Source organism: Pseudomonas sp. OE 28.3 (genome assembly GCF_014268205.2).
Taxonomy (GTDB): domain Bacteria; phylum Pseudomonadota; class Gammaproteobacteria; order Pseudomonadales; family Pseudomonadaceae; genus Aquipseudomonas; species Aquipseudomonas edaphica.
Map to the genome: position 1 here is coordinate 4,170,047 of NZ_CP077082.1, position 22,929 is coordinate 4,192,975.

A 22,929-nucleotide genomic window follows, 5' to 3' on the forward strand; every position below is an offset into this window, starting at 1 on the left:
ATACAGGCTTATCGGCTACCCCGAGGACTAGGCCCCTCCTCCTTCGCCACGAAACGCACTCGGGCTCACCCCTGTCCAGCGCTTGAAGGCCCGCCGAAAACTGCGCACATCGCTATAACCGACTTCCTCGGTAATACGTTCGATCGACAGCCCCGGATTCCCCAGCAACCCCATGGTACGTGCACGTCGCACTTGCTCCTGCAACGCTTCGAACGTCAGCCCGTGTTCGGTCAGGCGCCTGCGCAGGGTGCGCCCACTCATGTTCAAGTCGCCGGCGACCTTCTCCAGCTGGCTGCCCTGCAAATCCCGCGAAATAGCGCGTTCAACGGCCTGGATCAGGTCCATCTTCTGGTGTAACTGCGCGCTCTCCAACTCCAGCAACTCCAGGGCCTGGCGCAACGCCAAGGCGTGGTGATTAGGCAGGCGTTTATCCAGCCAATGCGGGGCCAGCACCATGCGATTGTGCAGGCAGCCAAAGCGCACATCCGCGCCAAACAGGCGTTGGTACTCAGCCTGGTAAGGCGGCGCAGCGTGCACGAACTCCATGCGCAGGGGCATAAACGTCTCCCCCACGAGCGCGCGGCCATACACCATCAGGCTGGCGAAGAACTCTTCGGCCGCAAACACCTGCACCTCGGCAAACGGCAGCAGGCATTCGACGTCGACGTGTACTTCTTCCAAGGTCTCATGGGTACGGGTGGTGGCGATGCCGCCTGAGGTGTGCTGATGGCGCTCGCCAATGGCAAATGCATCGCGCAGGGTTTTGCACAGGGAGATCACATGGCCGAGCAGGCCGAGGGTGCCCAGCACGTTCTGATGCCCCACCCACAGGCCCAGCCCCTGATCGGGAAGCACCTTGAGTGCGCGCTGGATCATCGCCACAGCCTGGCGATAGGAAATACGCTGGGCCGGGTCATCCAGGTCGGCCAGGGTAAACCCCAGGCCTCGGCACAACGCTTCGGCATTCGCGCCCTTTTGCGCTACCACGTGCCCGAGGGTCTGCAACAGGAAGGGCGACACCAGCGCCAATTCAAATTGCGGGTCAACGGCTTTCCTTTGCATGGCTCACGGGTTCCCGACTGAGTACTTCAGTTCTTGTTTTAGAAACATCCTGTTAATCATAGGCGCTTGCAAGAGCCGCTGCATCCTGAGTGAAACCTGTCCGGCAAAGTCCCCCTATCTGGCCGCCAAAACCCTGCCCCGCCGGGCGCTGAAGGCATATTTCTAACGTCAGCGGTGCCCTAACAATAATAAAGAGGCCAGACATGAACCCCACCCGTGCACTTCCCCCCCTGCAACTGGCGTTGTTGAGCCTGCTCAGCCTGCCGGCCCTGGCCACCGAAGGCGGCGTCGACAACATCGGCCCCGGCACCGATGGCTTCTACATCCTGCCGCTGGACGTGAACAACCTGCCCGACCATATGTTCGCGTTCAACCTGTATTACAACCACTACCAGGCACGCAAACTGGACATCAGCTCCCTCGGCGGCAAGGTCTCGCAAGTGCGGATCAAGTCCGACGCGATCATCCCACGCCTGGACTACCTGAGCCCCGTGCGTGTGTTCGGCGGGCGCCTGGGCGGCTACATCGCCCAGCCGTATATCAAGCAACAGGTGTCGCTGTTCGGTATGTCCGACACCCGCGAAAGCATGGGCGACACCACCCTGGCGCCGATCATCCTGTGGGACATGGGCAAAAACCTGACCCTGGCCGCCGCCGTGGAATTCACCCTGCCCACCGGCGAATACGACGCCACGCGCCTGGCCAACACCAGCAACAACTTCTACACCTACAAGCCGCTGGTCTCGGCGACCTGGATGCCCAATGAACGCACCGAACTGTCGATCAAGACCACCTACAGCTTCAACGAAGAAAACCACGACACCGACTACCGCTCCGGCCAGATTTTCCATTTCGACTACTCGGCCAGCTACAAGGTGACCGACAACCTGAGCCTGGGGGTCAACGGCTATTACCTCAAGCAGATCACCGACGATAAGCAGTACGGGCGCACGGTGGTAAACATCTATGGTGATGAAGTGAATGATGGGGTCAAGGGACAAGTGTTTGCCATTGGCCCGGCGGTGTATTTCACCTTCTTGAAATACGCCAGTGCAGAGGTGCGCTGGGCTAAAGAGTTTGATGTGAAGAACCGGCCGGAAGGCGATATGTTGTGGGCCAAGCTCACCATTCCCTTTGCCCTGTAAAAACCCGACTTGAAACAGGAACACTGACTTGTGTGGGAGCTGGCTTGCCTGCTCCCACACAAGCCAGCCCCCCACAATCACACTCCCACATTTCGAGCGCTTTGCGTCAGGCATAAACAGGCCAGGTCTCGACGATTTTCCCGTCCCGCACCCCCAGCAAATCCCCAAACTGCAACAACACAAACTCACTCTGGGTCGGGCGCAAAAACACTTGATCCTCAATATTCAATCCCACCGCTGGCGAGCCGTTGACCATCTCCTGATTGGAACTGCGCCCAAACAGCTCATTGCTTTGCAGCCCCTGCGGCGACTCGAATTGCGCCATCCAGTTACCGCCATAAATAAAGAACGTCTCGCGCTGATTCGGATCCCACCACGAAAACACCCGCGACTTGCCATCCAGCGCCGGAATCTCCACCGACCCGGTGCTTTTCAACACTGGCGTGGCGATAAACGCTGCCGGCACATGCTCGCTCAACGACGGCAAATCGTAATGCGTGGGCTTGAGCAACGCGGTACCCACCGACACCTCGGTACTGAGTGTTTCCTGCTCGTGAATCCGATAGCTGGGGCTGCCAGCCGTGTTCAACGTCAGCCCCTCACGCCATAACCCGGCAAACTGCTGACGGGTGAAATCAACATGGCCGTTGTAGCGCTGCATCACCTGCTCAAACAGCGCTTGGGGCGAACCGAGAATACCCGGCACGCCCATGCCCACAAACGGGTCGTAGCCCATAAATCCGGCAAACTCCAAGTGCTGCGGGTTGGCGCTGATCAGCGTGAGCATCCGCCCCAGCACCGCGTTATCGCTAATGCCGCCGCGATGCAGCCCCACATCCAGCTCGATGTTCACCCGCAACCGCGTGCCCAACCCTTGCGCCAACGCCAGGTAGTGCTGCAACCGCTCTGGCGTGTCCAGTAGCCACTGCAATTGCCTGGCCGGGTCAAACGGGCCTTTATGGGTTTGATAAAACAGCTCGGCCGAGCGCACCGGCAACGGCTTGCCCATGAGGATGTCGGCCTCGGGAAACACCTGCGCATCGTGGTTCAGAAACGGTTGATGAAACGACATCAGCCGCGCAGTGCCCGCGCGCTTGGCGATATACGCCAGCAACCCCGGCGACGGCAGCGACTTCTCCACCAGGCGCAAATGCTTGCCACCACGCTGCACCGACTGCATCACCACGTCGATATTGTGATCAAGGCGGTCCAGGTCTATCAGCATCACCGGGCGCATCGGTCCATGGGCTTTGAGTTCATCATTAAGGCTGCGGAAATACTCGCTGTACGGGCCGCCGCGATCACTGGGGCGCAGCCACCAGCCACCCGCCACTGCCGCCACTGCGGCGCCCAGCACAAAATGTCGGCGTTTCATCAGGCCACTCCCAGGATGGATTGCAGGTGCGCATTGAGGAACTTGCCGCTCGGGTCCAGCTCGCGGCGCACGCGGGTGAATTCGTCCCAGCGCGGGTACAGCGGCTGCAAGGTGCGCGCGTTAAGGGTGTGCAATTTGCCCCAGTGCGGGCGGCCGGCGTACTTCCAGAAAATCGGCTCCACGGCGGCAAAGAAGTTGTGATGGTCCATGGCGTAATGCTGATGGACCGAAATCGAACAGCTGTCGCGGCCTTCGAACATGCTCAAAGGGATGTCATCGGCCTTGACGTAGCGATACTCGATAGGAAACCAGGTGCGCAGGTCCTTGTCGGTGATCAGCTTGAGGATTTCCCGCAGGCACGCCGGGCCATGTTCGGCGGGCACCGAATATTCCATCTCGTTGAAACGCACGTTGCGCACATTGGCATAGACCTGGAACGACTCGGCCACGCGGTCCTGGAAGCTGGCAAAAAAACGCAGGCTGTTGAGCAAGGTGCGGCGGGTGCCCGGGAAATCACTGCCATACTTGTCGAGCTTTTCGATGATCGACACAAACTCATTGCCGCCCGCCTCCGCCGGGTCGACGGGAGGCGTTTCGGGGTCATCGGTTTCGTTGAGGGCGATGGACAGCGCGTAGTCGGAATGGGTGACCACGAGCATTTCCCAGTGCTGGTTTTCGCGGGTGTTCTTGTGCACATCCTCCAGCAACTCTTCGGTCTTGGCGATCCACTGACGCTCACGCAAGCGGTACGGTGCGCGGTTCTGCGAGCGGATCTGGGTGACCACCCCCAGCGCACCGAGGGACACGCGGGCGGCGCTGAACAGCTCGGGATGGCGTTGCGCATCGCAGTCCAGCACGGCGCCTTGGGCGGTGACCAGTTGCAGGCCGGTGACGCAACCGGAATACGAGGTAAAGCCCACGCCGGTGCCATGGGTGGAGGTGGAAATCGCCCCGGCCAGGGTCTGGTAATCGATGTCCGCCATGTTCGGCAGCGCCTGGCCGATGGCCTTGAGCGCCGGGCCCATGCGCGACATCGGCGTGCCGGCGGCAAAGGTCGCTTGCAAGGTGGCGGGGTCATGGTCCAACAACCCATTGAAGTAACTCAGCGACAACAAGGTGCCGTCGGTGGGCACCAGGGCACTGAACGAATGTGCCGAGCCTACGGGCCGAATAGTGCTCGGTGCCTGGCGAATCATTTGCACCAATTCATCCAGGTCTTTGGGCGCCAGGCGCGCCAGCGGCAGGCAGGTCTGCGCGCCCGACCAGTTACGCCACGGGATCAACCGTGGCGCGCGGGCCAACTGGGCCAGTACCGGGTTGCTCGACAGGGCCAGAAAAACCCCGGCCACTGCCGAGCGTTGCAAGAGTTGCCGCCGTGAAAACGCCATCCACCACCTCTTTTTATTATTGGAGTTGAACACCGGCCATAAAGCTGATCAGCGCCAGAAACTGCGCTTCGGAACACTGCATGCACAGCCCCATCGGCGGCATGCCGTTGTAGCCGTTGATGCTGTGATCCAGCAGCGTGTCGGCGCCCTGGGCGACGCGCGGGCTCCAGGCAGCCTTGTCACCCGCCAACGGCGCGCCGGCCGCCGGGTTGGCGTGGCATAGCTTGCAGCTGGTGTCGTAGACCTGGGCCAGTGCCGGGTCGGTGGGCACGGTCGTGGTCGCAGCAGTGCGTTCGGGGGCAGGTTTGGGCGTGTCGTCACAGGCCGTCAGCAGGCTGAGTACGAGCAACAGTAACGCGGTGCGGGGCATGGCCACCCTCTCTTATTGTGCAGTGGAAGCTGTTTGCACACTAAGGCAGCGAAGGCAGGGCGTTGAGGGTTTTGGGGGACACAAAGGGGGCTTGGGCGGATAGTCGAATGCTCGGCGTAAGGGTTGGTGCGGTCCTTGAGGTCTACCGTGTCGCTGCCCACCTTCGAGTTTGAAATCGTTATAGCTGCCCTGCAGGCCCAGGACGGAAATCGGGCCAGTCGGTGCTGCGGCGAACACCACAGCAGGCGCGGTGACCAGCGCCAGCAGTGAGGAACCCTTGAGGAATTTTCCGAATAGCTTGGACATCGTTTTACATCTCCTTGTCTGGTGAGCAAATTATTCAGGAACCGGTTCGAACCTCGGCTTTTGCCAAAGGCTCGAATTAATTTGCATTGACATGAAGGTAAAACGGTTCAGCGAAGGCTCTAGCTCAAGGCTCCCTGGAGTTTTCCATTACTAAGCCATCAAGGGTTTGGCGAAGCTGCGGATGACTTGGCAAACGAATACCGAAGGTGCCCTGCAGCAATTCCAGTAACTCATCAGCACTCTCGACTGCGCGCTTTTCGCTGGGCTGGTCAAGGCAGTGAACCGCGTAATTGGCATTGGCCAGGGTATGGCGTTTACCCGGTGCCAATCGCGCCGCTTTCAGCTGACCGACAAAAACGGAAGCCGGGTGCGTCGACACGTACCAATTGCCGATGGTGTAGTCGATATCGGCCTGCACTTGCAGGTCGAACACATATAAGCCACGCCATTCCTCACCCACCTGCGCCCACAGGGTGTAATCGGCACCGTTGAAGGTCAGGCGATAAGGTTCATGGGCGGTGGCCTGGGGCACCTCGGTATCCAGCTGCAACGGACTGCTGGGCACCATGCCGCCGAAACCGACATCGGTGACATAACGCACGCCGTCCAGGGTCACCAGGCTCAGGCGATGGGTGCGCCCGGTGCGCGCATCAGGCGGCCCGCCCATCACCACCCAGCCGGTAAGCCCGCGGGCGTCGAAGCCCAGCTCCTGCAACAGCGCCAGGAACAGGTAGTTAAGCTCGAAACAGTAACCACCACGCCCGTCCAGCAAGACCTTTTGCTCGATGCTGGGCAGGTCAATCGGCACCGGTGAATGCAGCAATGTCGACAGGCTCTCAAAGGCGAAGGTGCACACGTGACGCAGCTGCAGGTCTTGCAAGGTTTTGAGCGTGGGTGGCGGGGCTGAGTCGTAGCCCAGACGCTGCAGGTAGAGCTGGCTGTGAGTCAATCGGGACATGGCGCGATCCTTGGGCGCGTGGCGGATGCGTCACTATGCCGCGCCAGTGTGCGACTTGTCATTTTGAGTGAACCTTTTTGAACGCCCGCCTATCCATCTATAACAAGACAGGGAGGCAACATGAGTACCGCAAAAATCTACACCATTCACTATCAACTGCACGGTCAACCGAAGTCCTTTGTGGTACGCGCCGAAGTGATGAATAACGCTGAAGCGTGGCATTGGGCGGCGGTCGATGCTGATATTGCCCATGTCAGCCGCATTGGGCGCGTGGGTCATGAGCAGGTCAAGAAAACTACCCGGCCTTGGGCGGAGAAGTTTGGGATCAGCGAGGTGACCTGGGTGCCGCCCAAGTAGGTTTCGTTTGGATGTGATCAGGCCCCGCTTTTGCGGGGTTTGGTTTGTGGGGGGTGTTGGGGGGTGTGTATATCCGTTATTTAGGTAACGGCGGCTTATGGTTCCGCTCTTACAGCGGCTCACTTTTCGAAGGACCGAAAAGTAAGCAAAAGGTCCTCGCCCCAACACTCGGTGCCTCGCTGTGGCTCGGCATGCCCGCAATCCGCCAGTGATTTGGGGGGCCGCCGCGATGGGCCATCCTTGGCCCAGCGCGGCTAAACCGGCATCCCTGCCGGTTTACCCCCCAAATCCCTGTCAGATTCCGGCCATCGTGTTTGACGGGGCGATTTCAGATCAAGATCACGATCAAAAGCGCAGATCAAAAGACCGCTGACTTCGTCATCGAAAAGGATGTAAGGGCCAGAGCAACAGCAACAGCAACAGCAACAGCAACAGCAACAGCAACAGCAACAGCAGAGCCATACTCGGTCAAAGGTGGGAGCTGGCTTGCCTGCGATGGCATCAACTCGGTGTACCTGAAGCACCGAGGTGTCTGCATCGCAGGCAAGCCAGCTCCCACAGAAAAGCAGATCCCAGGTGTATGCAAATCCGCTTTTCGCTTTTCGCTTTTGATTCAACCACTCAGGTCGGCTTTCAGGCCGCCGTGCTCTGCTTTTGATCTTGCTTTTGATCTGAGGCGCCCCGTCAACCACGATGGCCGAACGCAGGCTTGAATCCGTGGGTAACCCGGCAGGACGCCGGGTTAGCCGCGCTGGGCCAAGGATGGCCCATCGTGGCGGCCCACGGATTCAAGCCGGAGTGAGGGCACACCGAGCATTAGCGAGGTGCCGAGTGGTGGGGCGAAGACCTTTTGGTTACTTTTGGGGCGTTTGCCAAAAGTGACCCGCTGTAAGAGCGGAACCATAAGCCGCCGTTACCGCAGCAACGGATATGTACACCAAAAGCGCCAACATCACCCAGGTTTCTTAAGATCCCCCAACGGATCATAATCCACCTTTTTCCGCTGCTCCTTGTCCTTATCCAACGGCGCAATCGCCGGCCCAACAGGATCAACCTGCGGGTCCGACACATCAGGCGAATCCGGATCAAACCCCAACTCATTCTCGCCGCTGGCATGCTCGCCCGAACCCGGGCCTTTCGGATGATTACTCACAGTCACCTCCTGAACCTATAGCGGGCGCGCCCTGTCATGCAGGTTTTCCAGGTCTTCCTCAACCCGCTCCACATCATCTTCGTCCTGACGCTCGGCCGGGTCATTGGGCCGCAACGCATCGTTGTCACGCTCCTCCTCTCCCGGCGTACGGTCAGGGTCAGGTGTACCCGGCGGCGGTTGCTTGTACTCAGACATGATGGCTTACCTCAAAAGGGCTACACGGATTTAGAGAAACCACCCCAAGCCATCGTTCAACTTGTTTGCCCAAAGCATGCGAAGATGCCACCCCGCCTTTCTTGAGACCTGACCCGGATGTTCGAGCTCAAACCCTGCGACCCCGCAACCTTCCGCCAACAAACCCGCCGCAGCACGCTGATCATCGCCGTGCTGTTCATGGCCCTGGCCATGCTGCTATCAACCCTGGCGGTGATGCTGTTCGGCGAACCCGGCGGCGATAATTTGCGTTTCAACATCGGCGGCGTATTCGCCGGGGTGCTGATCACCGTCGCCCTGGTGCGCGGCCCATTTTGGACCCAACCATGGCTGGCGCCTGCAGTGTACGGCTGGCAGCTCAAGCGCAACCTGATGCGCGTGACCAATGTGATGCACACCCTCAAGGACCGCGCACAGGCCAACGACCCCACTGCCCTCAAAGTGCTGCGTTTTTACCACTTGGGCCTGACGCAGATGCATGACCTGGACGCCAACTCCAGCGCCCAGGCGCAACTGGTCGGCGAGATGGAAGCGCATAGGGCGAAAATGCAGGCCCTGGGCATCGACACCGAACAAACCCGCTTCGACCCCGCCTGGCTGGAAGGCTTCAAAAAACCATAATCAGTTGGAAACCTTCGCGCGCCAGCAGAACACGGCGCTGACGGCAATCGCCGCGCCTGCCAGACCGAACACCCACGGCGCCGACGCCACCGGTAGCAGCAACCCCGCCATCAGCGGCCCAAGGCCAGCGCCGACATCGCGCCACACCGCGTTGGAGGCCAGGGCCGAAACGCGCATCGAACCAGGGTTGCGCTCAGCCACCAAAGTGGTCACCAACGGCAATTGCAAGGCGCGCAGCACCAGTACCGCGGCCGCGCCGACGATCACCCAATAACTGCCAAATGCCGTCAGCGCCAAGGCACTCAAGAACGAAAACAACAGCAGCATCGAGGTGGCACCAAAACGCTGCGCCGCACGCCCACCCAGCGGGCTCAGGAGCATCTCCGAGGCATAGCGCAGTGCCATCAGGCCGCCGGCGATCAGTACCGCATCGCCGCCAAGAATCTTCTGCGCCTGGATCGACAGGCCAAAGATAAACAGCCCGTCCAGCGCCACGCCTTCGATAAACGACCACACCGCCACGCTGTCCGGCCACTTGAAGCGGCGCCCGGTGCTGTGCAAATCATGCCCGGCGGTCGGCAAACCACGTGCCACCCACACGCCCGCCAGGCAGCAGCCGGCCAGAATCATGAAGATAGGTCGCGGCCCGGCCCACAGGGTCAGCCAGCCCCCCAGCGGCAGCGCCAGCATCGGCCCGAGGGCGATCACCGCCCTGGAGCGCCCTGCCCTGCGCGCCGCGCCCGCAGGCTCAGAGGTGGCCAACACTTGGGTCGACAGGTTCAGCGCGGCAAAACACAGGCCCCAGATCAGCCGCAGCCCCAACAAAGCGGCAAAACCTGACAGCATCGAGTTGCCCAAGGCGCACACCGTGGCGGCACCGGCGGCGATCATGCAGGTCAGCCGGTCGCCATTACGGGCGTAGAAATTCAACACATGGCGGTAGCCGAAAATCCGCACCAGGCGGTTGGCTGCAAGCAATACCCCGGCCTGGGCCAGGGTGATGCCAAAGGCCTGGGATTCCATGGGCAGCAGCAAGTAGAGCAACACATCACTGGGCAGGCATAACGCGAGGGTCAGTGCGGCACGTCGGGAGGTGGTATCAGCAGTGCGTAGAGCCAGGCTGGACATAAATCTGAAACATCCCGAAATATTCAGGCCGCCACGTTAGCGTTGCCGCCGCGTGTTTTACAAGGGCTAAACCTTGTGTTTATACGGCAACAAGCGCAACCCACTGGCCACACTGCCCACCAGCGCAAACCCACAGCCCAGCCACAGCGCGTATTGCGGGCCGCTGCCCAGGGAGAGGTGAAAGCAGAACGCCACTAACGACGCCCCCAGCGTTTGCCCCAGCAAACGTGAAATCGCGACGATGCCACTGGCCCCACCGCTGCGGGCCAACGGCGCGCTGGTCATGATCGCCTTGAGGTTGGGTGACTGGAAAAAACCGAAACCGGCGCCGCACAAGGCCATGCGCCAGCCAATATCGAAGGCGCTGGCGCCGCTGCCCAAGGTCGCCAACGCCGCCATGCCCGCGCTGAGCATCAGCAAACCGATGCCGCACAACAGGCCCAGCGACACACGATCCGCCAGCCGCCCCGCCACCAGGGCCATCACCGCCACCACGGCAGGCCACGGCGTCATCAAAAAACCGGTTGCCACCTGGCTGTGCCCCAGCACCGCCTGCAACAGAAACGGCAGCGATACAAAGGCCAGGCCCTGGGCGCTGAACGCACAGATGGCCGTGAGAGAAGACAGCGCAAACACCGGGCGCTTGAACAAGTCCACGGCCAGCATCGGCGCCGGGTGGCCGGCTTCACGGCGCAACAGCAATGCGCCGCACACCATCGCCAGCACAATCAAACCGAGGGTCAGTGTGCCTTCGGCGCCATGCACCGCCGTGCCCAGGCCCAGCACCAACAGCGCGAACAGACCAGCACACAACAGCGCCGAAAACCGATCGAACGCGTGACCGGTCAACGGCAGTGTCGGCAATGACCGCAGGCCCAGCCCCAGGGCCAGCAGCCCCAGCGGCACGTTGATCAGGTACAGCCAATGCCAGCTCGCCACCGACAGAATCGCCGACGCGGCGGTCGGCCCCAGCGTGAAGGCCAACCCCACCACCAGCGAGTTATAGCCCAGGCCGCGCCCGAGCATTTTTGACGGGTAGATATGCCGCAACAACGCCGTGTTGACACTCATCACCGCCGCCGCCCCGAGCCCTTGGGCCACCCGCGCGGCAGTCAGGGTGAGCAAAGAACCGGCCAACCCGCAAAACAGCGACGAGACAATAAACAGCAGCAAGCCGCCGAGGTACACGCGCCGGTGGCCGAGCACATCACTGAGCGACGCGAACGGCAGCACCGTGGCGATAATCGCCAACTGGTAGGCGTTCACCACCCAGATCACCGAGGCCGAATCAGTGCCGATACCTTGTGCCAGCGTCGGCAGCGCCGTATTGACGATGGCGGTGTCCAGGGTTGCCATGCCAATGCCCAAAGACAAGGCGATCACCGCCGGCAAGCGTTTATTGGAAGGCAGCCCATCGGCAACAGAAGACATGAACAATCCGCACAGGTGACAAAGGCCCTTAGATTAAGGGTTGCGCGAATTTTTTTCAGTGGCCGATTGCCTGGCTGTCCGAATTTTCATGTTTGGATGGCTAAGACTATCCAGACCTTCGCTGCGAACGGGGCTGTAGTGGAGAACTGGCTTGTTATGGCGAGCGGGCTTGCCCCGCGTTGGGCTGCGAAGCGGCCCCAAAACCTGGCTGACCAGGTCCGTCAGGAATACCCGAGGTGGCTTCACTGGGAGTGCTTCGCACTCCAACGCGGGGCAAGCCCGCTCGCCACAGGGTCAACGATCAACTCACTGCCTAACCACCCGGCCAGGTATTCACCGGCCTGGGCCACTCCCGCCTCTTCACCCAGGCGCGCCACCAGAAACTCGCACAGCCCGGCAAAGCTGCCGTCGGCCTGCAGGTGCAACACGGCCTCAAGCTCCAACGCACTGACCTGACGTAAACGTGAGGTGTACTGACGCCGCCACACTAACAATCCACCTGCCTGTTCCAGCATCATTGCCTGCGGCGCAAGCGCGTCTTGCCACAGTGCCGACCAGATAGCCTCAGCATTGGTAGTCAGCCCATGGCAGCGCAACGACGGCGTCAGGCGCAAAACGGCGCTGTCCCAATCCAGCTCGGCCAGGGCTTGCAACGGCAAGGGCGTCGCATCGGCGGCGACAAACGCCTCATTCAGCGCCGACTCGATCCAGGCCAGTTCATGCACATCCGGGTTATTCGGCAATACGGTCTTCAAGGTCGCGTAAAACCCTTCGGGATACGCATCCAGGGTCCAGGCATGCGGGGGTTGCTGGTCGATATGGGTAATGCTGGCCGCCAGAAACGCCTCCTCGCCCAGCCAACGTCGCACAATCGGAAACGCCTGTTCCAGGCAACCCACCAGCTGCGCGCGATAGTTGTTCTGGTACACCGCCAGGCCTGCGTGCCGGTCGCCCAACAGTCGGGCCGAATCATCCGACGCACTCACCAGCCACGTGTGAAATGCCTGCTGCCACTGCGCCAGTTTCATTGCGCCAGCCCCAAAGCCCGCGCCATTGACAGCTCCTCAAGCAATTCGGCCAGCGGCGGGATGGCATCATCGCGCTCAATCATCGTGGCCACCGGCCCGATTAGCGCTATGGCCTTGGCATACAAATCCCAAACCCCGGCGCACACCGGGCTGTCGTGGCTGTCGATCAACAGCTCACGGCCCTGGCTATGGCCGGCCAAGTGAATCTGGCGCACGCGCTCAGCGGGAATGCCTTCGAGAAAGGCCAGGGCATCAAAGCCATGATTGCTGGCACTGACAAACACATTATTGACGTCCAGTAGCAACTCGCACCCCGTGCGCTCGGCCATGGCGGCGATAAATGCGCATTCGCTCATGCTGGCACCGTCAAACGCCAGGTAGCTGGACGGGTTTTCCACCAGCAGCGTGCGGCCCAACACCTCCTGGGCCTGGTGGATATTGGCGCAAACGCGGTCCAGAGCCTCGTCCGTATAGGGCACCGGCAACAAATCGTGGGCATTGAACCCCCCGCTGCGCGACCAACTCAGGTGGTCGGAGACAAACAGCGGCTCCACCTCATCCACCAGCGCTTTGAGACGCCGCAGGTACTCCGGGTCCAGCCCTTCGGCCGTGCCGATCGACATCGACACCCCGTGCAGCGCCACCGGGTAACGCTCGCGAATCTGGCGCAGGATGTGCCGTGGTTGCCCACCTGCGACCATAAAATTCTCAGAAATCACTTCGACAAAATCCACGGGCACCAAGGTTTCCAGGAAGTCGCAGTAATGCTCCTTGCGCAGCCCCAGGCCATAGCCGGAAAAGCGCGGGTTAAATGTCGGCATCATCGGTACTCCAGCAAAAACTGTGGCGAGGGAGCTTGCTCCCGCTCGGCTGCGCAGCAGTCGCCCGTTTCTGGAGGCGCTGCACAACCAAGCTTGCTCGCCACAGGAAGGCGTTATTTCGGCTCAGTCAACGTGCCACCGGCCTTTAGGCATTCAGACGGCGTCTTGACGATCACGCCCTCGCCCTTGCAACTGTTGAGGCCCTTGCAGTCGTGCTTGGCGGTGGCGCACAGGCTTTCGCCCTTGCAACTGTTGACGCCGTAGCATCGGCCGGGCTTTTCCTGCTGATCGGCGGCGCTGGCGGCACTGGCGAATGACGCCGACGCCATGGCAATCAGGGCGGCGGCGGCGGCGAGGCTCAGACGGGATTTAAGTGCAGTGTTCATGGTTATTTCCTTTTGAGGTCTTGTGTGGGGTGAGAGGGATTATTTGATAACGGAAGCCGCGTCTTCGATGACCTTCGCCACAGCCTCAGGCTGGGAGATGTACACCAAGTGGCTAGCCTTGATTTCGGTGACCTTGGAACCGGCGCGCTGGTACATCCAGCGTTGCAGCGCGGGGCTCAGCGCACGGTCTTCGGTGGACACCACGGCATACGTCGGCTTTTTGTGCCACGCCGCCGCCCACACGGTGCCGCCGAACAAGGCGGTGGTAGCCGGCACTTGGGAGGCGGCCATGAAGTCGGTGCGGTTGGGGGTCAGGTCGGCGGCAAAATCGGCGTTGTATTTGCTGCGATCAAAGAACAGGTGGCCGTCGCGGCTCTGCTTGATGTCATCGCTGGGCGCCGGCATCGAGCCGATCAACTGGGCCATGTTCTCGCCCACTTCCGGCTGCAGCGCCGAGACGTAGACCATCGACTTGACCTTGTCGCGGTCGCCGGCAATCGAGATCACCGCGCCACCGGAACTGTGGCCCACCAACACCACGGGGCCGACTTGTTGCTCCAGCACTTCACGTGCCTCGGCCACATCCGCCGCGAGGTTTTCGTGGCCCTGGTGCACCACGGTGACCTTGTAGCCCTTGTGAATCAGGATGTCGTGCACCACACGCCAGCCGGAACCGTCGACAAACGAGCCGGGCACGATCACCACACTTTTGCCGGTGCCGGGCTGCGGTGTATCGGCCGCCTGGGCCAGCACGGGGACAGTCAGGGCCATGGCCATGGCCAAAGAAGAAAGCATGCGCATCGGGTATCTCCATCAGGGTTGTTAAGGTTTGCCGAACAGCCGGCGATCCAGCGACCACGCCCCGCCGCCATAGGCCAGCAGCGGCAGCAACAGGCCCGCCCAGGTCAGGTGCGTCGGCCAGGCCTCGGGGTATACGAACACCTCGATCACCAGGGTCATGCCCAGCAGCGCGGCGGCCGCCGGGCGCGTCAGCAGGCCCACTAGCAGCAACAGCGGAAACAGGTGTTCGGCGTAGGTCGCCAGGTGCGCGGCCCAGTCCGACGGGATCAGCGGCAAGGCGTATTCCGAACGGAACAAGGTGTAGGTCGACGGTTTGAGGCTCATAAATCCGCTGACCTTGGTGCGTCCCGACAGGAAGAACACCGCTGCGATGCCCAGCCGGGCCACCAGCAACAGCAGCGCTTGGGGCAACAGGCGCTGGATCACGGCTGTTCCGTCAGGCTGCCGAAGCCTTTGGGCGTCTTGATCTGGGTGCAGGTGCCCTTGTCGACCAATACCCAGGCGTTGCCCTGGTAATCGGCGGTGGCGGTACCGGCGCACGAGGTGCCTTTACCGGCAGCGCAGTCGTTGGCACCGGCGAGGGCGACGCCGAAGCATTTTTCCTGGGGCTTGGCGTCGTCGGCATGGGCCATCGCCGCAAAGGCGCTGAGGGACAGGGCGAAAGTGGCCGCAAGGGCCGCGTAGGGTCGCTTCATCGGTGTATCTCCTGGCTTGACTGAGTGTGGCCAGGGCGCGTGTGGCGGTGGGTGACCGCCTGCGCCAGCTGGTGAACAGAGTTAAAGCCAGGCGTGTATCCGGTCTGTGTCGCCGACACGCCAGAACGTCATGCCGATGTATCAAGGTGGTGCGGGGATACTTTGTAATACAAAGCCAATAAACCACCGCCAAATCGCCAGCGTTTCAGTCGGCATCCCGAACGACACAATTAGAAATATTCGTGTTTCCGAACGAAGGCATTCGCTGGTCGCCAACGACCCTAAAAATCACCATAAATTTCATATGGTTGTTGTCATCTTTGGTACATGCCAACTGGCATACATTCTGCTTTATCAGGGTTTCTGGTAATAAAATGTTTCAGCTTTGCGACAGTCTCATCCTCCGGGACATGCGCTGTGATACGCCCATAACAACGACTACGCCCCAAAGGAGGGCGGCCTTTCCGACGTTTTGATCGACATCAACTTTCCAAGACTGCTGCTGCACATCTGTACCCCAAAAAGGGCGAATGGCCTGATCGCCAATAACAAGCCCGACTATAAAAAGGACGATTTGATGAGCTCGAGCAAGAACCACGCGGTGTCCTTGATGGACGCCGATCACCCGACCCCGGCAGCCGCCGAGAATGTCCTGGGCTTTGGCCCCTTCCTGTTACTGGCCAGGCAGCACGTGCTGCTGCGTAACGGCGAGCCGGTCAGCCTGGGGAGTCGCGCCCTCTACCTGTTGATCGCCCTGGCGACCCGCGCCGGTGAATTGCTGGAGAAGACCGAGCTGATCGCCTTCGCCTGGCCCAAGGTGGTGGTGGAGGAATGCAACCTGCGTGCACAGATCGTCGCATTGCGCCGGGCACTGGGCGACGATGGCAACTTCAGCTATATCGTCACCGTGCCGGGGCGTGGTTATCGCTTTGTGGCGCCGGTGACCGTGCAAACCGCCGGCGAAGAAAGCCTGCCGGTGCTCTGCGCACGCACCGAGGAGCCCGCGCCGCCAGTGCCGTCCTGCGAGGTCATCGGCCGCGACAGCTTGATTTCAAGCCTTGCCGAGCAGTTGCTCAGCCAGCGCTTCGTCACCCTCACCGGCCCCGGCGGCATCGGCAAGACGACCGTGGCCACCGCCGTGGCGCAGCGGCTGGCGCATGAATCCAAGCTCGACACCTGCTTCGTCGACCTGGCGCCCGCCACCAGCGGGCAATGGGTGGCCGGTATGCTCGCCAGCGCCCTGGGGATCCAGACCGTCAGCACTGAACCGCTGCCGACCATCGCCGCCGCCTTGGCCGAACGCCGTCTGCTGCTGGTACTGGACAACTGCGAACACGTACTGCCGGCCGCCGCCGACGCGGTGGAGACCCTGCTGCGCTGCGCCCCACAATGTTATGTACTGACCACCAGCCGCGAACCACTGCGCGCCGACGGTGAGCGGGTGCATGATTTGGCGCCACTGGAAGTGCCCGACGAAGGCACCCGCCTCAACGCCAGTGAGGCAATGGCCTGGTCCGGCGTGCGCCTGTTTGTCGAGCGCGTGCGCGCCCTCGACCCCGACTTTGTGTTCAACGACACCGACGTGGCAGCCGTCTGCGCCATCTGCCGCAAACTCGACAGCAACGCGCTCGCCATCGAAATCGCCGCGGCCCGGGTACGGACCTTTGGCGTCCAGGACCTGGTCGGCCTGCTTGACGGCAGTTTCCGCCTGCAAATGACCGGCCGACGCACCGCCCTCGCCCGCCATCGCACCCTCAGTGCCACGCTGGACTGGACCTACTCGATGCTCAGTGGTGACGAGCAGGCCATGTTGCGCCAACTGGCGGTGTTCACTGGCTCCTTCACCCTTGATGCGGTCAAGGCCATGACCGCCAGCAGCAGCCTGGACCCACGCAACGCCCTGCCGTTGCTCGAAAGCCTGATGGACAAATCGCTGCTGATCGCCGGTGAGGCGCAGTTGCTCAAACGCTATCGCCTGCTGGAAACCACCCGCGCCTATGCCCTGGAAAAGCTCGAAGAACACGGCGAAGTCAATGCCACCAGCCGGCGCCACGCCCACTATGCCCTCGGCGTATTGCAAGAAGCCGGGCAAACCCTGGACGGCCTGTCGCCAGACACCTGGATCGCCCTCTACGGCCCCGAAAGCAGCACCATTCGCTCGGCTCTGGACTGGGCCTATTCCGCCAGCGGCGAGCTGCCCCTGGCCATCGAACTGACCCTGGGCGGCGTGCCGTTGTGGTTGCGCCTGTCGCGGGTCAGTGAATGCCGAACCTGGGTCGACAAGGGCCTGGCCAGCGACGCCGTCGCACCCTTGGCCGTGCGTCAGCGCATGCTGCTGCAAACCGCCCTGGCCAGCGTACTGATGCTGACCTACGGCACCGGCGCGGAAATGCGCGAAGCCTGGCGCCAAGTCCGCGATGATGCCCGCGACCTGGGCGATGCCGAACACAAAATGCGCGCCTTGTGGGGCCTGTGGACCGACCGCTGCGGCTGCAACCAATACACTGAAGCCCTGGAACTGGCCGAGCGTTATATCGCCCTCAACAGCGGCGGTAATCAGCAATTGCTCGGCAAACGCATGCGCGCCGTGGCGCTGTTTCATATGGGCGACCTGCTGGGCGCGCGGCAAAACATCGATGAAGCGCTTGGCTCGCCGTCGGCACCGCGCTCGCACATCATCGACGTGCATTTTGACCAACGCATTGCCGCCCGTTGTCTCAAGGCCAAGGTGCAATTGCTCGAAGGCGACGTCGACCCGGCGCTGCGCCTGATCGCCAGCTGCGTCGACGATGCCATCAGCCTCGACCACCCCGCCACCCTCTGGTACACCCTGTGCCTGGGCGCACTGCCGCTGGCGCTATTGGCGTCCAACCTGCCGCAGGTGCGCTATTACCTGGGCCTGCTGCAAAGCAGCACTACGCTCCAGGACTTGCCGATCTGGCGGCAATTTCGCCTGTGCTTCGAGAACATCCTGCTGATCCGCGAGGGCTCACCGGAAACGGGCGTGCCGCAACTGGGTGAAGCCTTGCACCACCTGCAAAGCCAGGGCGACAGCCAGCTCTACAGCCTGCTGCGCTGTGAATACGCCTTGGGCCTGGCGCGCCTGGGCCTGGAAAAACTGGCTTTGGAGGTGTTGGAAGATACGCTGCAATTGGCGATTGGCCATCATGAGCGCTGGTTTGTGCCGCAGATGTTGCGGATCAAGGCGCAACTGATCTTGCGCCAAGGTCACTATGGTTCGGTTGACAAGGCCAAGGTGCTGCTGCGCCAGGCGTGGGTGGATGCGCAGTTGGCGGGGGCGCATTTTTGGCGGGCGCAGATTGCTGCTGACTTGGCGCGGTTGCAGGAACCTAAGTTGCGGATTGCTGCGTTGCCGCGGTTTCAGCATCGGTGATGGGGTGGGTATATATCCGTCATTTGGGTAACGGCTGAGTGGTGTGTTGGGTCAGATCAGGCGGGCGGCGACCAGCCAATCCGCCACGGCCTGGAATGAGGCGTCGGGCACCGGGTCACCGGGGACGGTTCTGCGCGCAATCTCCGCCGCCAAGGCCCGGTCCGGCGCATGCGGGATGCCTAAATCGTAAGCCTCCTGCAACATCAGCAACGCCTCCTCCGGCGCGGCGCGGCAGACAATCACTGGCACCGGCGTTTCGCCGCGCACATAGCGCACGCCAATCACCCAGCCATCGGTAGTCCCGATCATCATCGACGCACGGCCCAACCCCAGCTTGGTCGCAAGTGCCTGCATTTCATTGCGCTGGCGCCGGCGTTCGCTCTTGATCAGCGGGTCGCCGTCGATGTCCTTGCGTTCACGTTTGGTTTCGCTGCGGGTCATTTTCATGTCGCGGCCGAACAGCCAACGCTGCATTAACACGTCAACGGCGCCCACGGTGATAAAGGCGCACAGCACGGTAAACACCAGCGGCTTGAGCACCAGGAAAAACGTCGACTCCATGCATTCGGCGCCACAGCGTGAAGACTCCATCAGCGCCTGCAGCGCGTGCTTGCCGACCACATAGAACGCAATCGCCAACACGTGCACCTTGACCAACCCCTTGATGAACTCCACCAGGTTACGCAGGGCGAAGATCTTCTTCATGCCCTCTGCCGGGTTGATGCGCTTGAACTCCGGCTTGATCGGGTCCACCGAGAACACAAAGCCGCGCATGGTGATGATATTGGTCAGGATCACCACCCCGGTGGTCACCGCCATCACTGGCAGGGTAATACCGATGATCAACTGCTCGGCATGGTCCAGCACCCGCGGCCACACGGTGGCGAACGGCTCGATATAGATTTGCGCGGTCAGGTCGATCAGCGCCGTCACCTGGGCCATGGCCCGTGGCGCCAGAATCGAGATGCACAGGGTGCAGAACAAAATGACCATGCCCGACACCAGGTCCTGGCTCTTGGCGACCTGGCCTTTCTTGCGCGCGTCGCTGAGCTTTTTGTCCGTGGCCGGCTGGGATTTCTCTTCGCTGGTATCGGCCATGGGCTACTCCATGCCCGCCAGGGTTTTAAGCAGCTCGACGGTGCCACGAAACTCGGCCAGTTGGTCGAGCATCAGCGGGATCAAAAAGCCGATGTAGATCACCATCAGAATCGAGAAAAACAGGTTTTTCACCGGCAACGACAAGTCGAAAATATGCAGGTTCGGCGCCATCCGCGACAGGTACGCGAGCATCAAGTCGGTGACCAGCAACGCGATCAGCAACGGCGAGACCATCAGCACGCCAACCCGCATGATCTGGTCGAGGATCGACAGCACCGCCAGCAACGCGGAGCTGGCAAATACCGGCGTAAATGCGGTCACCGGCCATAACTGGTAACTGTGGTAATAGCCGTCGACCATCAGGATAAAACCGCCGGACATAAAGAACAGCGTGATCAGCATCACCGTGAGCAAGGTCGACATCACGCTCGACTCGCCGGTGGACAGCGGGTCCACCAGCTGCGCCATGGTCGAGCCGCGTTGCAGGTCGATCAACTCCCCCGCCACTTCCGCCGCCCAGAACGGAATGCCGAACAGCAAGCCGATCAGGATCCCGATCAAGAACTCCTTGATCAGCAAGCCGGCGATAAACACGCTGCCGTGTTCGGGCATGTGGGTCAGCGCATCGAACACCGGAAAGAACATCGGGATGGAAATCGCCACGGCCACACAGCCGCGAATCATGCCGGTGAGGCCCAGGCGGTTAAACGCCGGGGTGATCACCACCACGCCCATGGCTCGACAGGCGGCGAGCGAGGCAGAACTGATCACCGGATAGGCGACTTCCAGGAACTGCGCGGTCAGGCTGGCATCCATGGGCGGTCAGCGCGTCCACATCGGGAAGTTGTCCAGCACCTGGCCACCCAGTTCCGCGACTTGCCCGGCCAATACCGGGCCGAGAAACACGATGGTCAGCAATACCGCCACCAGCTTTACCACCTGCGGCAGGGTCTGGTCCTGGATCTGCGTCAGCGCCTGGAACAGCCCTACGCTCAAACCCACGATAATCGCCACGCCCAGCGCCGGCGCCGAGAGCATCAGCACCGTCATCAGTGCCTGTTTCATCAATGACAGGAACACATCCTGGCCCATGGGTCGTGCCTCAGCCGTAACTCAGAATCAAACCGTGCATCAAGCGCGACCAGCCGCTCAAGGACACGAATAAAAAGATCTTCAGCGGGATCGAAATCAGGTTCGGCGAAACCATCGACATGCCCATCGCCATCAGCACGTTGGACACCAGCAAGTCCACCACCAGGAACGGGATATAGAGCAAAAAGCCGATCTCGAAGGCCCGCGTCAGTTCCGAACTGACGAACGCCGGAATCAACACCACCAGGTCATCGTCGCGCAAGTCGGCCCGCGCCTCCGGCGACCAGATGGTCTCGGTGGCCTGCACAAAAAAACCGCGCTCGGACTCGTTCGCAAAGCGCTTCAAATGCGCCTGCAAGGGCGGGCGCAGTGCATCGCCCAGATCCTTGAGCTGCTCCACATGCTCGATATTAAGGTCGCGGCCCTCCACTTGCCGGTACATGTCACCAATCAACGGCGTGGTCACATACACCGAGAGGATCAGCGCGATGCCGTACAGCACCAGGTTCGGCGGGGTCTGCTGCACACCGAGGGCGTTGCGGATCAGGAACAGCACCACCGAGATCTTCATGAAACCGGTGAGTGTCACCACCGCCAACGGGATCAGCCCGATCGTCGCAACGACCAGGATGATCTCGATCAGGTTGGGCTGATAACCGGTCATGGGGTGGCAAAACTCAGCAGGCGCACACCCAGGCCGTCACCGATTTTCACCAATTGGCCCTGGCCGACGCGGCGCCCGTTGACCATCAAATCGACGCTGTCCACGCCGGGTGTATTGAACTGCAACAAGCTGCCGGCGCCCAGTTCACGCAGTTGCGCCAGGGTCAATTCCAGGCTGCCGACCTGGCACACCAGTTTGAGCGGCAGATCATCCAGGGCCGCAGCCGCATCAACATCAGTCATCGTGTTCTCCATCTGCAAAAGAGGTGCTTGCAAGGCTTCCTGCAAGCGCAAGACTTCACCCTGGTATTGGCAGCGGGCCTGCAGGCGACCCGCCAGCTCCAGCAGCAAACCCGGGCCGGGTTCGAGCATCAGCACATCGCCGGGGCGCAGGCTGCGCAGCTCACCGAGGCTCAAGTGCTGCTGCCCGGCCAGCAGCGCCAGGCTCTGGCGCAGGTCGGGCAATGGGTCCGGCTCAAGCTGGGCGTGTTGATCCAGCAACTGCGCCAACAACACGGCAGCGCCTTCGCTCAGGTCCAGTTGCGCGTGCGTGGCAGGCTGGTTGGCGAAGGACAATTCCAGCGCCAGGTGCAGCGCATAAGGCTGTTGGTCTTGCGGCGCTTCGAGCAATTGCAGCGGCTGACCCAGCAGCGGTTCGAGACGCTCGATCAGGTCCAGTACCGCCAGTTCCAGCAGCAATGCACGCGGCAGCGCCGGCAGCAGTTGCACGTCAAACTGCAACGCCAGCGGCACCAACACCTGCTCTAAGGCGGCGGCCGACAGCCGCAAACGCACTGGCGCGCGACCAAGCAACAGCAGCACCTCGCGTGCCGCATCAAGCGGCTGCGGTTCAGCGGCCCAGTTCACGCGCAGGTCTTGCCCGGCGCAGCGGCCCCGCCAGACGCGGCGGCGCCGGTGCAGTTGGTTGTGCAGCGCCAGCAAGGCCGGGTCGTAGTGCGTCAGCCAAGGCGACAGCGGGTCGGCAAGGGCTGCAATCATGTGCCGGTGCCTTCATCACGCAGTTCACCGACGCGGCGCTCATCGCTTTCACGCCCTTCCAGCAGGCTCTGCCAGGCATCGGACTGACGCTGGCGGCTCAGGCGTTCCTGGCGGAACAGGTCGCGCTCACGCTCCTGGCTTTGCAGGGTGGTGGACACGTGGCTCACGTCGTTTTCCAACTGCTGCTGGTCATCCGACAACCCACGCAAACGGTCCTGAGCCGCCTGCCAACTGGCTACCGACAAGCCCTCGGTGAGCGAGGCGTACACCTGACGGGCTTCCTCGGCAATTGCCTCACGGTGCAGGCGCAGTTGCTCCTTGGCATCGGTCAACACGCCATGGGTCTGCTCGCAGCGTTGCTGCTGGGCGGCCAGTTGGCTGGCAGCACGTTGTTCGCGCAGTACCCGCAAGGTTTGCAGGGTGCGCAGTTGGTCGGTTTTCATTG

At 61.6% G+C, this 22,929-nt stretch carries 25 protein-coding genes; 4 read left to right on the forward strand and 21 right to left on the reverse strand.

The genetic code is table 11. From position 1 onward, the window contains the following. Window positions 1–27 precede the first annotated feature (27 nt). Window positions 28–1,062 carry an AraC family transcriptional regulator ligand-binding domain-containing protein gene (locus HU759_RS18625; RefSeq protein WP_017137526.1) on the reverse strand — a complete coding sequence of 345 codons (1,035 nt, stop codon included), beginning with the start codon at window positions 1,060–1,062 and terminating at the stop codon, window positions 28–30. Between the two features lie 203 nt (window positions 1,063–1,265). Between HU759_RS18625 and HU759_RS18630 the strand changes: the two genes are divergently transcribed. Further along, a complete protein-coding gene (locus HU759_RS18630; protein WP_186617699.1) occupies window positions 1,266–2,207 on the forward strand; it encodes a transporter in 942 nt (313 codons plus the stop codon). 106 nt (window positions 2,208–2,313) lie between these two features. On the opposite strand, the gene HU759_RS18635 is transcribed toward HU759_RS18630, so the two are convergent. The 4 genes from HU759_RS18635 to HU759_RS18650 form a co-directional block, all read right to left on the reverse strand. After that, a complete protein-coding gene (locus tag HU759_RS18635) occupies window positions 2,314–3,522 on the reverse strand; it encodes a DSD1 family PLP-dependent enzyme (RefSeq protein WP_170040239.1) in 1,209 nt (402 codons plus the stop codon). Between the two features lie 59 nt (window positions 3,523–3,581). After that, window positions 3,582–4,910, reverse strand: a complete 1,329-nt coding sequence (locus HU759_RS18640; protein ID WP_170040241.1) for a D-arabinono-1,4-lactone oxidase — start codon at window positions 4,908–4,910, stop codon at window positions 3,582–3,584. Window positions 4,911–4,986: 76 nt separating this feature from the next. Then, on the reverse strand, window positions 4,987–5,340 hold the full coding sequence (locus HU759_RS18645; protein ID WP_099548032.1) for a c-type cytochrome: 354 nt from the start codon (window positions 5,338–5,340) through the stop codon (window positions 4,987–4,989). 430 nt (window positions 5,341–5,770) lie between these two features. Continuing rightward, window positions 5,771–6,604: an arylamine N-acetyltransferase gene (locus HU759_RS18650; RefSeq protein WP_017137531.1), complete on the reverse strand. Its 834-nt coding sequence runs from the start codon at window positions 6,602–6,604 to the stop codon at window positions 5,771–5,773. Between the two features lie 120 nt (window positions 6,605–6,724). Here HU759_RS18650 and HU759_RS18655 point away from each other — a divergent pair, with 120 nt between their 5' ends. Then, complete coding sequence (locus tag HU759_RS18655) at window positions 6,725–6,961, forward strand: DUF6555 family protein (protein WP_017137532.1); 237 nt, start codon at window positions 6,725–6,727, stop codon at window positions 6,959–6,961. A 952-nt stretch (window positions 6,962–7,913) separates the two neighbouring features. On the opposite strand, the gene HU759_RS18660 is transcribed toward HU759_RS18655, so the two are convergent. After that, window positions 7,914–8,114 (reverse strand): DUF6021 family protein, encoded by a 201-nt coding sequence (locus HU759_RS18660; protein WP_017137593.1) that lies wholly within the window; start codon window positions 8,112–8,114, stop codon window positions 7,914–7,916. A gap of 15 nt (window positions 8,115–8,129) precedes the next feature. Continuing rightward, complete coding sequence (locus HU759_RS18665; protein ID WP_099550507.1) at window positions 8,130–8,309, reverse strand: hypothetical protein; 180 nt, start codon at window positions 8,307–8,309, stop codon at window positions 8,130–8,132. Between the two features lie 117 nt (window positions 8,310–8,426). On the opposite strand from HU759_RS18665, the gene HU759_RS18670 reads away from it, so the two are divergent. Then, window positions 8,427–8,948 (forward strand): DUF3087 domain-containing protein, encoded by a 522-nt coding sequence (locus tag HU759_RS18670; protein WP_099550508.1) that lies wholly within the window; start codon window positions 8,427–8,429, stop codon window positions 8,946–8,948. Here HU759_RS18670 and HU759_RS18675 read toward each other — a convergent pair whose 3' ends face one another. From HU759_RS18675 to HU759_RS18710, 8 genes are all read right to left on the reverse strand, one after another. Next, window positions 8,949–10,076 (reverse strand): MFS transporter, encoded by a 1,128-nt coding sequence (locus HU759_RS18675; RefSeq protein ID WP_017137590.1) that lies wholly within the window; start codon window positions 10,074–10,076, stop codon window positions 8,949–8,951. It abuts the gene before it with no gap. A gap of 66 nt (window positions 10,077–10,142) precedes the next feature. Next, complete coding sequence (locus HU759_RS18680; protein ID WP_170040713.1) at window positions 10,143–11,507, reverse strand: MFS transporter; 1,365 nt, start codon at window positions 11,505–11,507, stop codon at window positions 10,143–10,145. A 242-nt stretch (window positions 11,508–11,749) separates the two neighbouring features. Further along, a complete protein-coding gene (locus HU759_RS18685; RefSeq protein WP_170040712.1) occupies window positions 11,750–12,535 on the reverse strand; it encodes a DNA-binding domain-containing protein in 786 nt (261 codons plus the stop codon). Beyond that, complete coding sequence (locus HU759_RS18690) at window positions 12,532–13,356, reverse strand: DUF692 domain-containing protein (RefSeq protein WP_170040719.1); 825 nt, start codon at window positions 13,354–13,356, stop codon at window positions 12,532–12,534. Before HU759_RS18690 ends, HU759_RS18685 begins: the two co-directional genes overlap by 4 nt. 113 nt (window positions 13,357–13,469) lie before the next feature. Beyond that, complete coding sequence (locus HU759_RS18695; RefSeq protein WP_017137586.1) at window positions 13,470–13,742, reverse strand: hypothetical protein; 273 nt, start codon at window positions 13,740–13,742, stop codon at window positions 13,470–13,472. A gap of 39 nt (window positions 13,743–13,781) precedes the next feature. Beyond that, a complete protein-coding gene (locus tag HU759_RS18700; RefSeq protein WP_017137585.1) occupies window positions 13,782–14,543 on the reverse strand; it encodes an alpha/beta hydrolase in 762 nt (253 codons plus the stop codon). Window positions 14,544–14,564: 21 nt separating this feature from the next. Beyond that, window positions 14,565–14,969, reverse strand: a complete 405-nt coding sequence (locus HU759_RS18705) for a DoxX family protein (RefSeq protein ID WP_017137584.1) — start codon at window positions 14,967–14,969, stop codon at window positions 14,565–14,567. Beyond that, window positions 14,966–15,238 carry a DUF2282 domain-containing protein gene (locus HU759_RS18710; protein ID WP_017137583.1) on the reverse strand — a complete coding sequence of 91 codons (273 nt, stop codon included), beginning with the start codon at window positions 15,236–15,238 and terminating at the stop codon, window positions 14,966–14,968. The genes HU759_RS18705 and HU759_RS18710 overlap by 4 nt, the downstream gene beginning before the upstream one ends. Window positions 15,239–15,815: 577 nt before the next feature. On the opposite strand from HU759_RS18710, the gene HU759_RS18715 reads away from it, so the two are divergent. Continuing rightward, on the forward strand, window positions 15,816–18,632 hold the full coding sequence (locus HU759_RS18715) for a winged helix-turn-helix domain-containing protein (RefSeq protein WP_170040710.1): 2,817 nt from the start codon (window positions 15,816–15,818) through the stop codon (window positions 18,630–18,632). Between the two features lie 51 nt (window positions 18,633–18,683). Here HU759_RS18715 and HU759_RS18720 read toward each other — a convergent pair whose 3' ends face one another. Genes HU759_RS18720 through HU759_RS18745 form a run of 6 tightly spaced genes read right to left on the reverse strand, consistent with a single transcriptional unit; the run spans window position 18,684 to window position 22,927 of the window. Next, window positions 18,684–19,730 carry an EscU/YscU/HrcU family type III secretion system export apparatus switch protein gene (locus HU759_RS18720; protein WP_099550512.1) on the reverse strand — a complete coding sequence of 349 codons (1,047 nt, stop codon included), beginning with the start codon at window positions 19,728–19,730 and terminating at the stop codon, window positions 18,684–18,686. Between the two features lie 3 nt (window positions 19,731–19,733). Then, complete coding sequence (sctT, locus tag HU759_RS18725) at window positions 19,734–20,546, reverse strand: type III secretion system export apparatus subunit SctT (protein WP_169988229.1); 813 nt, start codon at window positions 20,544–20,546, stop codon at window positions 19,734–19,736. Window positions 20,547–20,552: 6 nt separating this feature from the next. Continuing rightward, window positions 20,553–20,822: a flagellar biosynthetic protein FliQ gene (locus HU759_RS18730; RefSeq protein ID WP_016969171.1), complete on the reverse strand. Its 270-nt coding sequence runs from the start codon at window positions 20,820–20,822 to the stop codon at window positions 20,553–20,555. Between the two features lie 10 nt (window positions 20,823–20,832). After that, window positions 20,833–21,486 carry a type III secretion system export apparatus subunit SctR gene (gene sctR / locus HU759_RS18735; RefSeq protein ID WP_017137580.1) on the reverse strand — a complete coding sequence of 218 codons (654 nt, stop codon included), beginning with the start codon at window positions 21,484–21,486 and terminating at the stop codon, window positions 20,833–20,835. After that, complete coding sequence (sctQ, locus tag HU759_RS18740; protein ID WP_170040708.1) at window positions 21,483–22,484, reverse strand: type III secretion system cytoplasmic ring protein SctQ; 1,002 nt, start codon at window positions 22,482–22,484, stop codon at window positions 21,483–21,485. The genes sctR and sctQ overlap by 4 nt, the downstream gene beginning before the upstream one ends. After that, on the reverse strand, window positions 22,481–22,927 hold the full coding sequence (locus HU759_RS18745) for a hypothetical protein (protein ID WP_017137578.1): 447 nt from the start codon (window positions 22,925–22,927) through the stop codon (window positions 22,481–22,483). The genes sctQ and HU759_RS18745 overlap by 4 nt, the downstream gene beginning before the upstream one ends. Window positions 22,928–22,929: the final 2 nt, after the last annotated feature.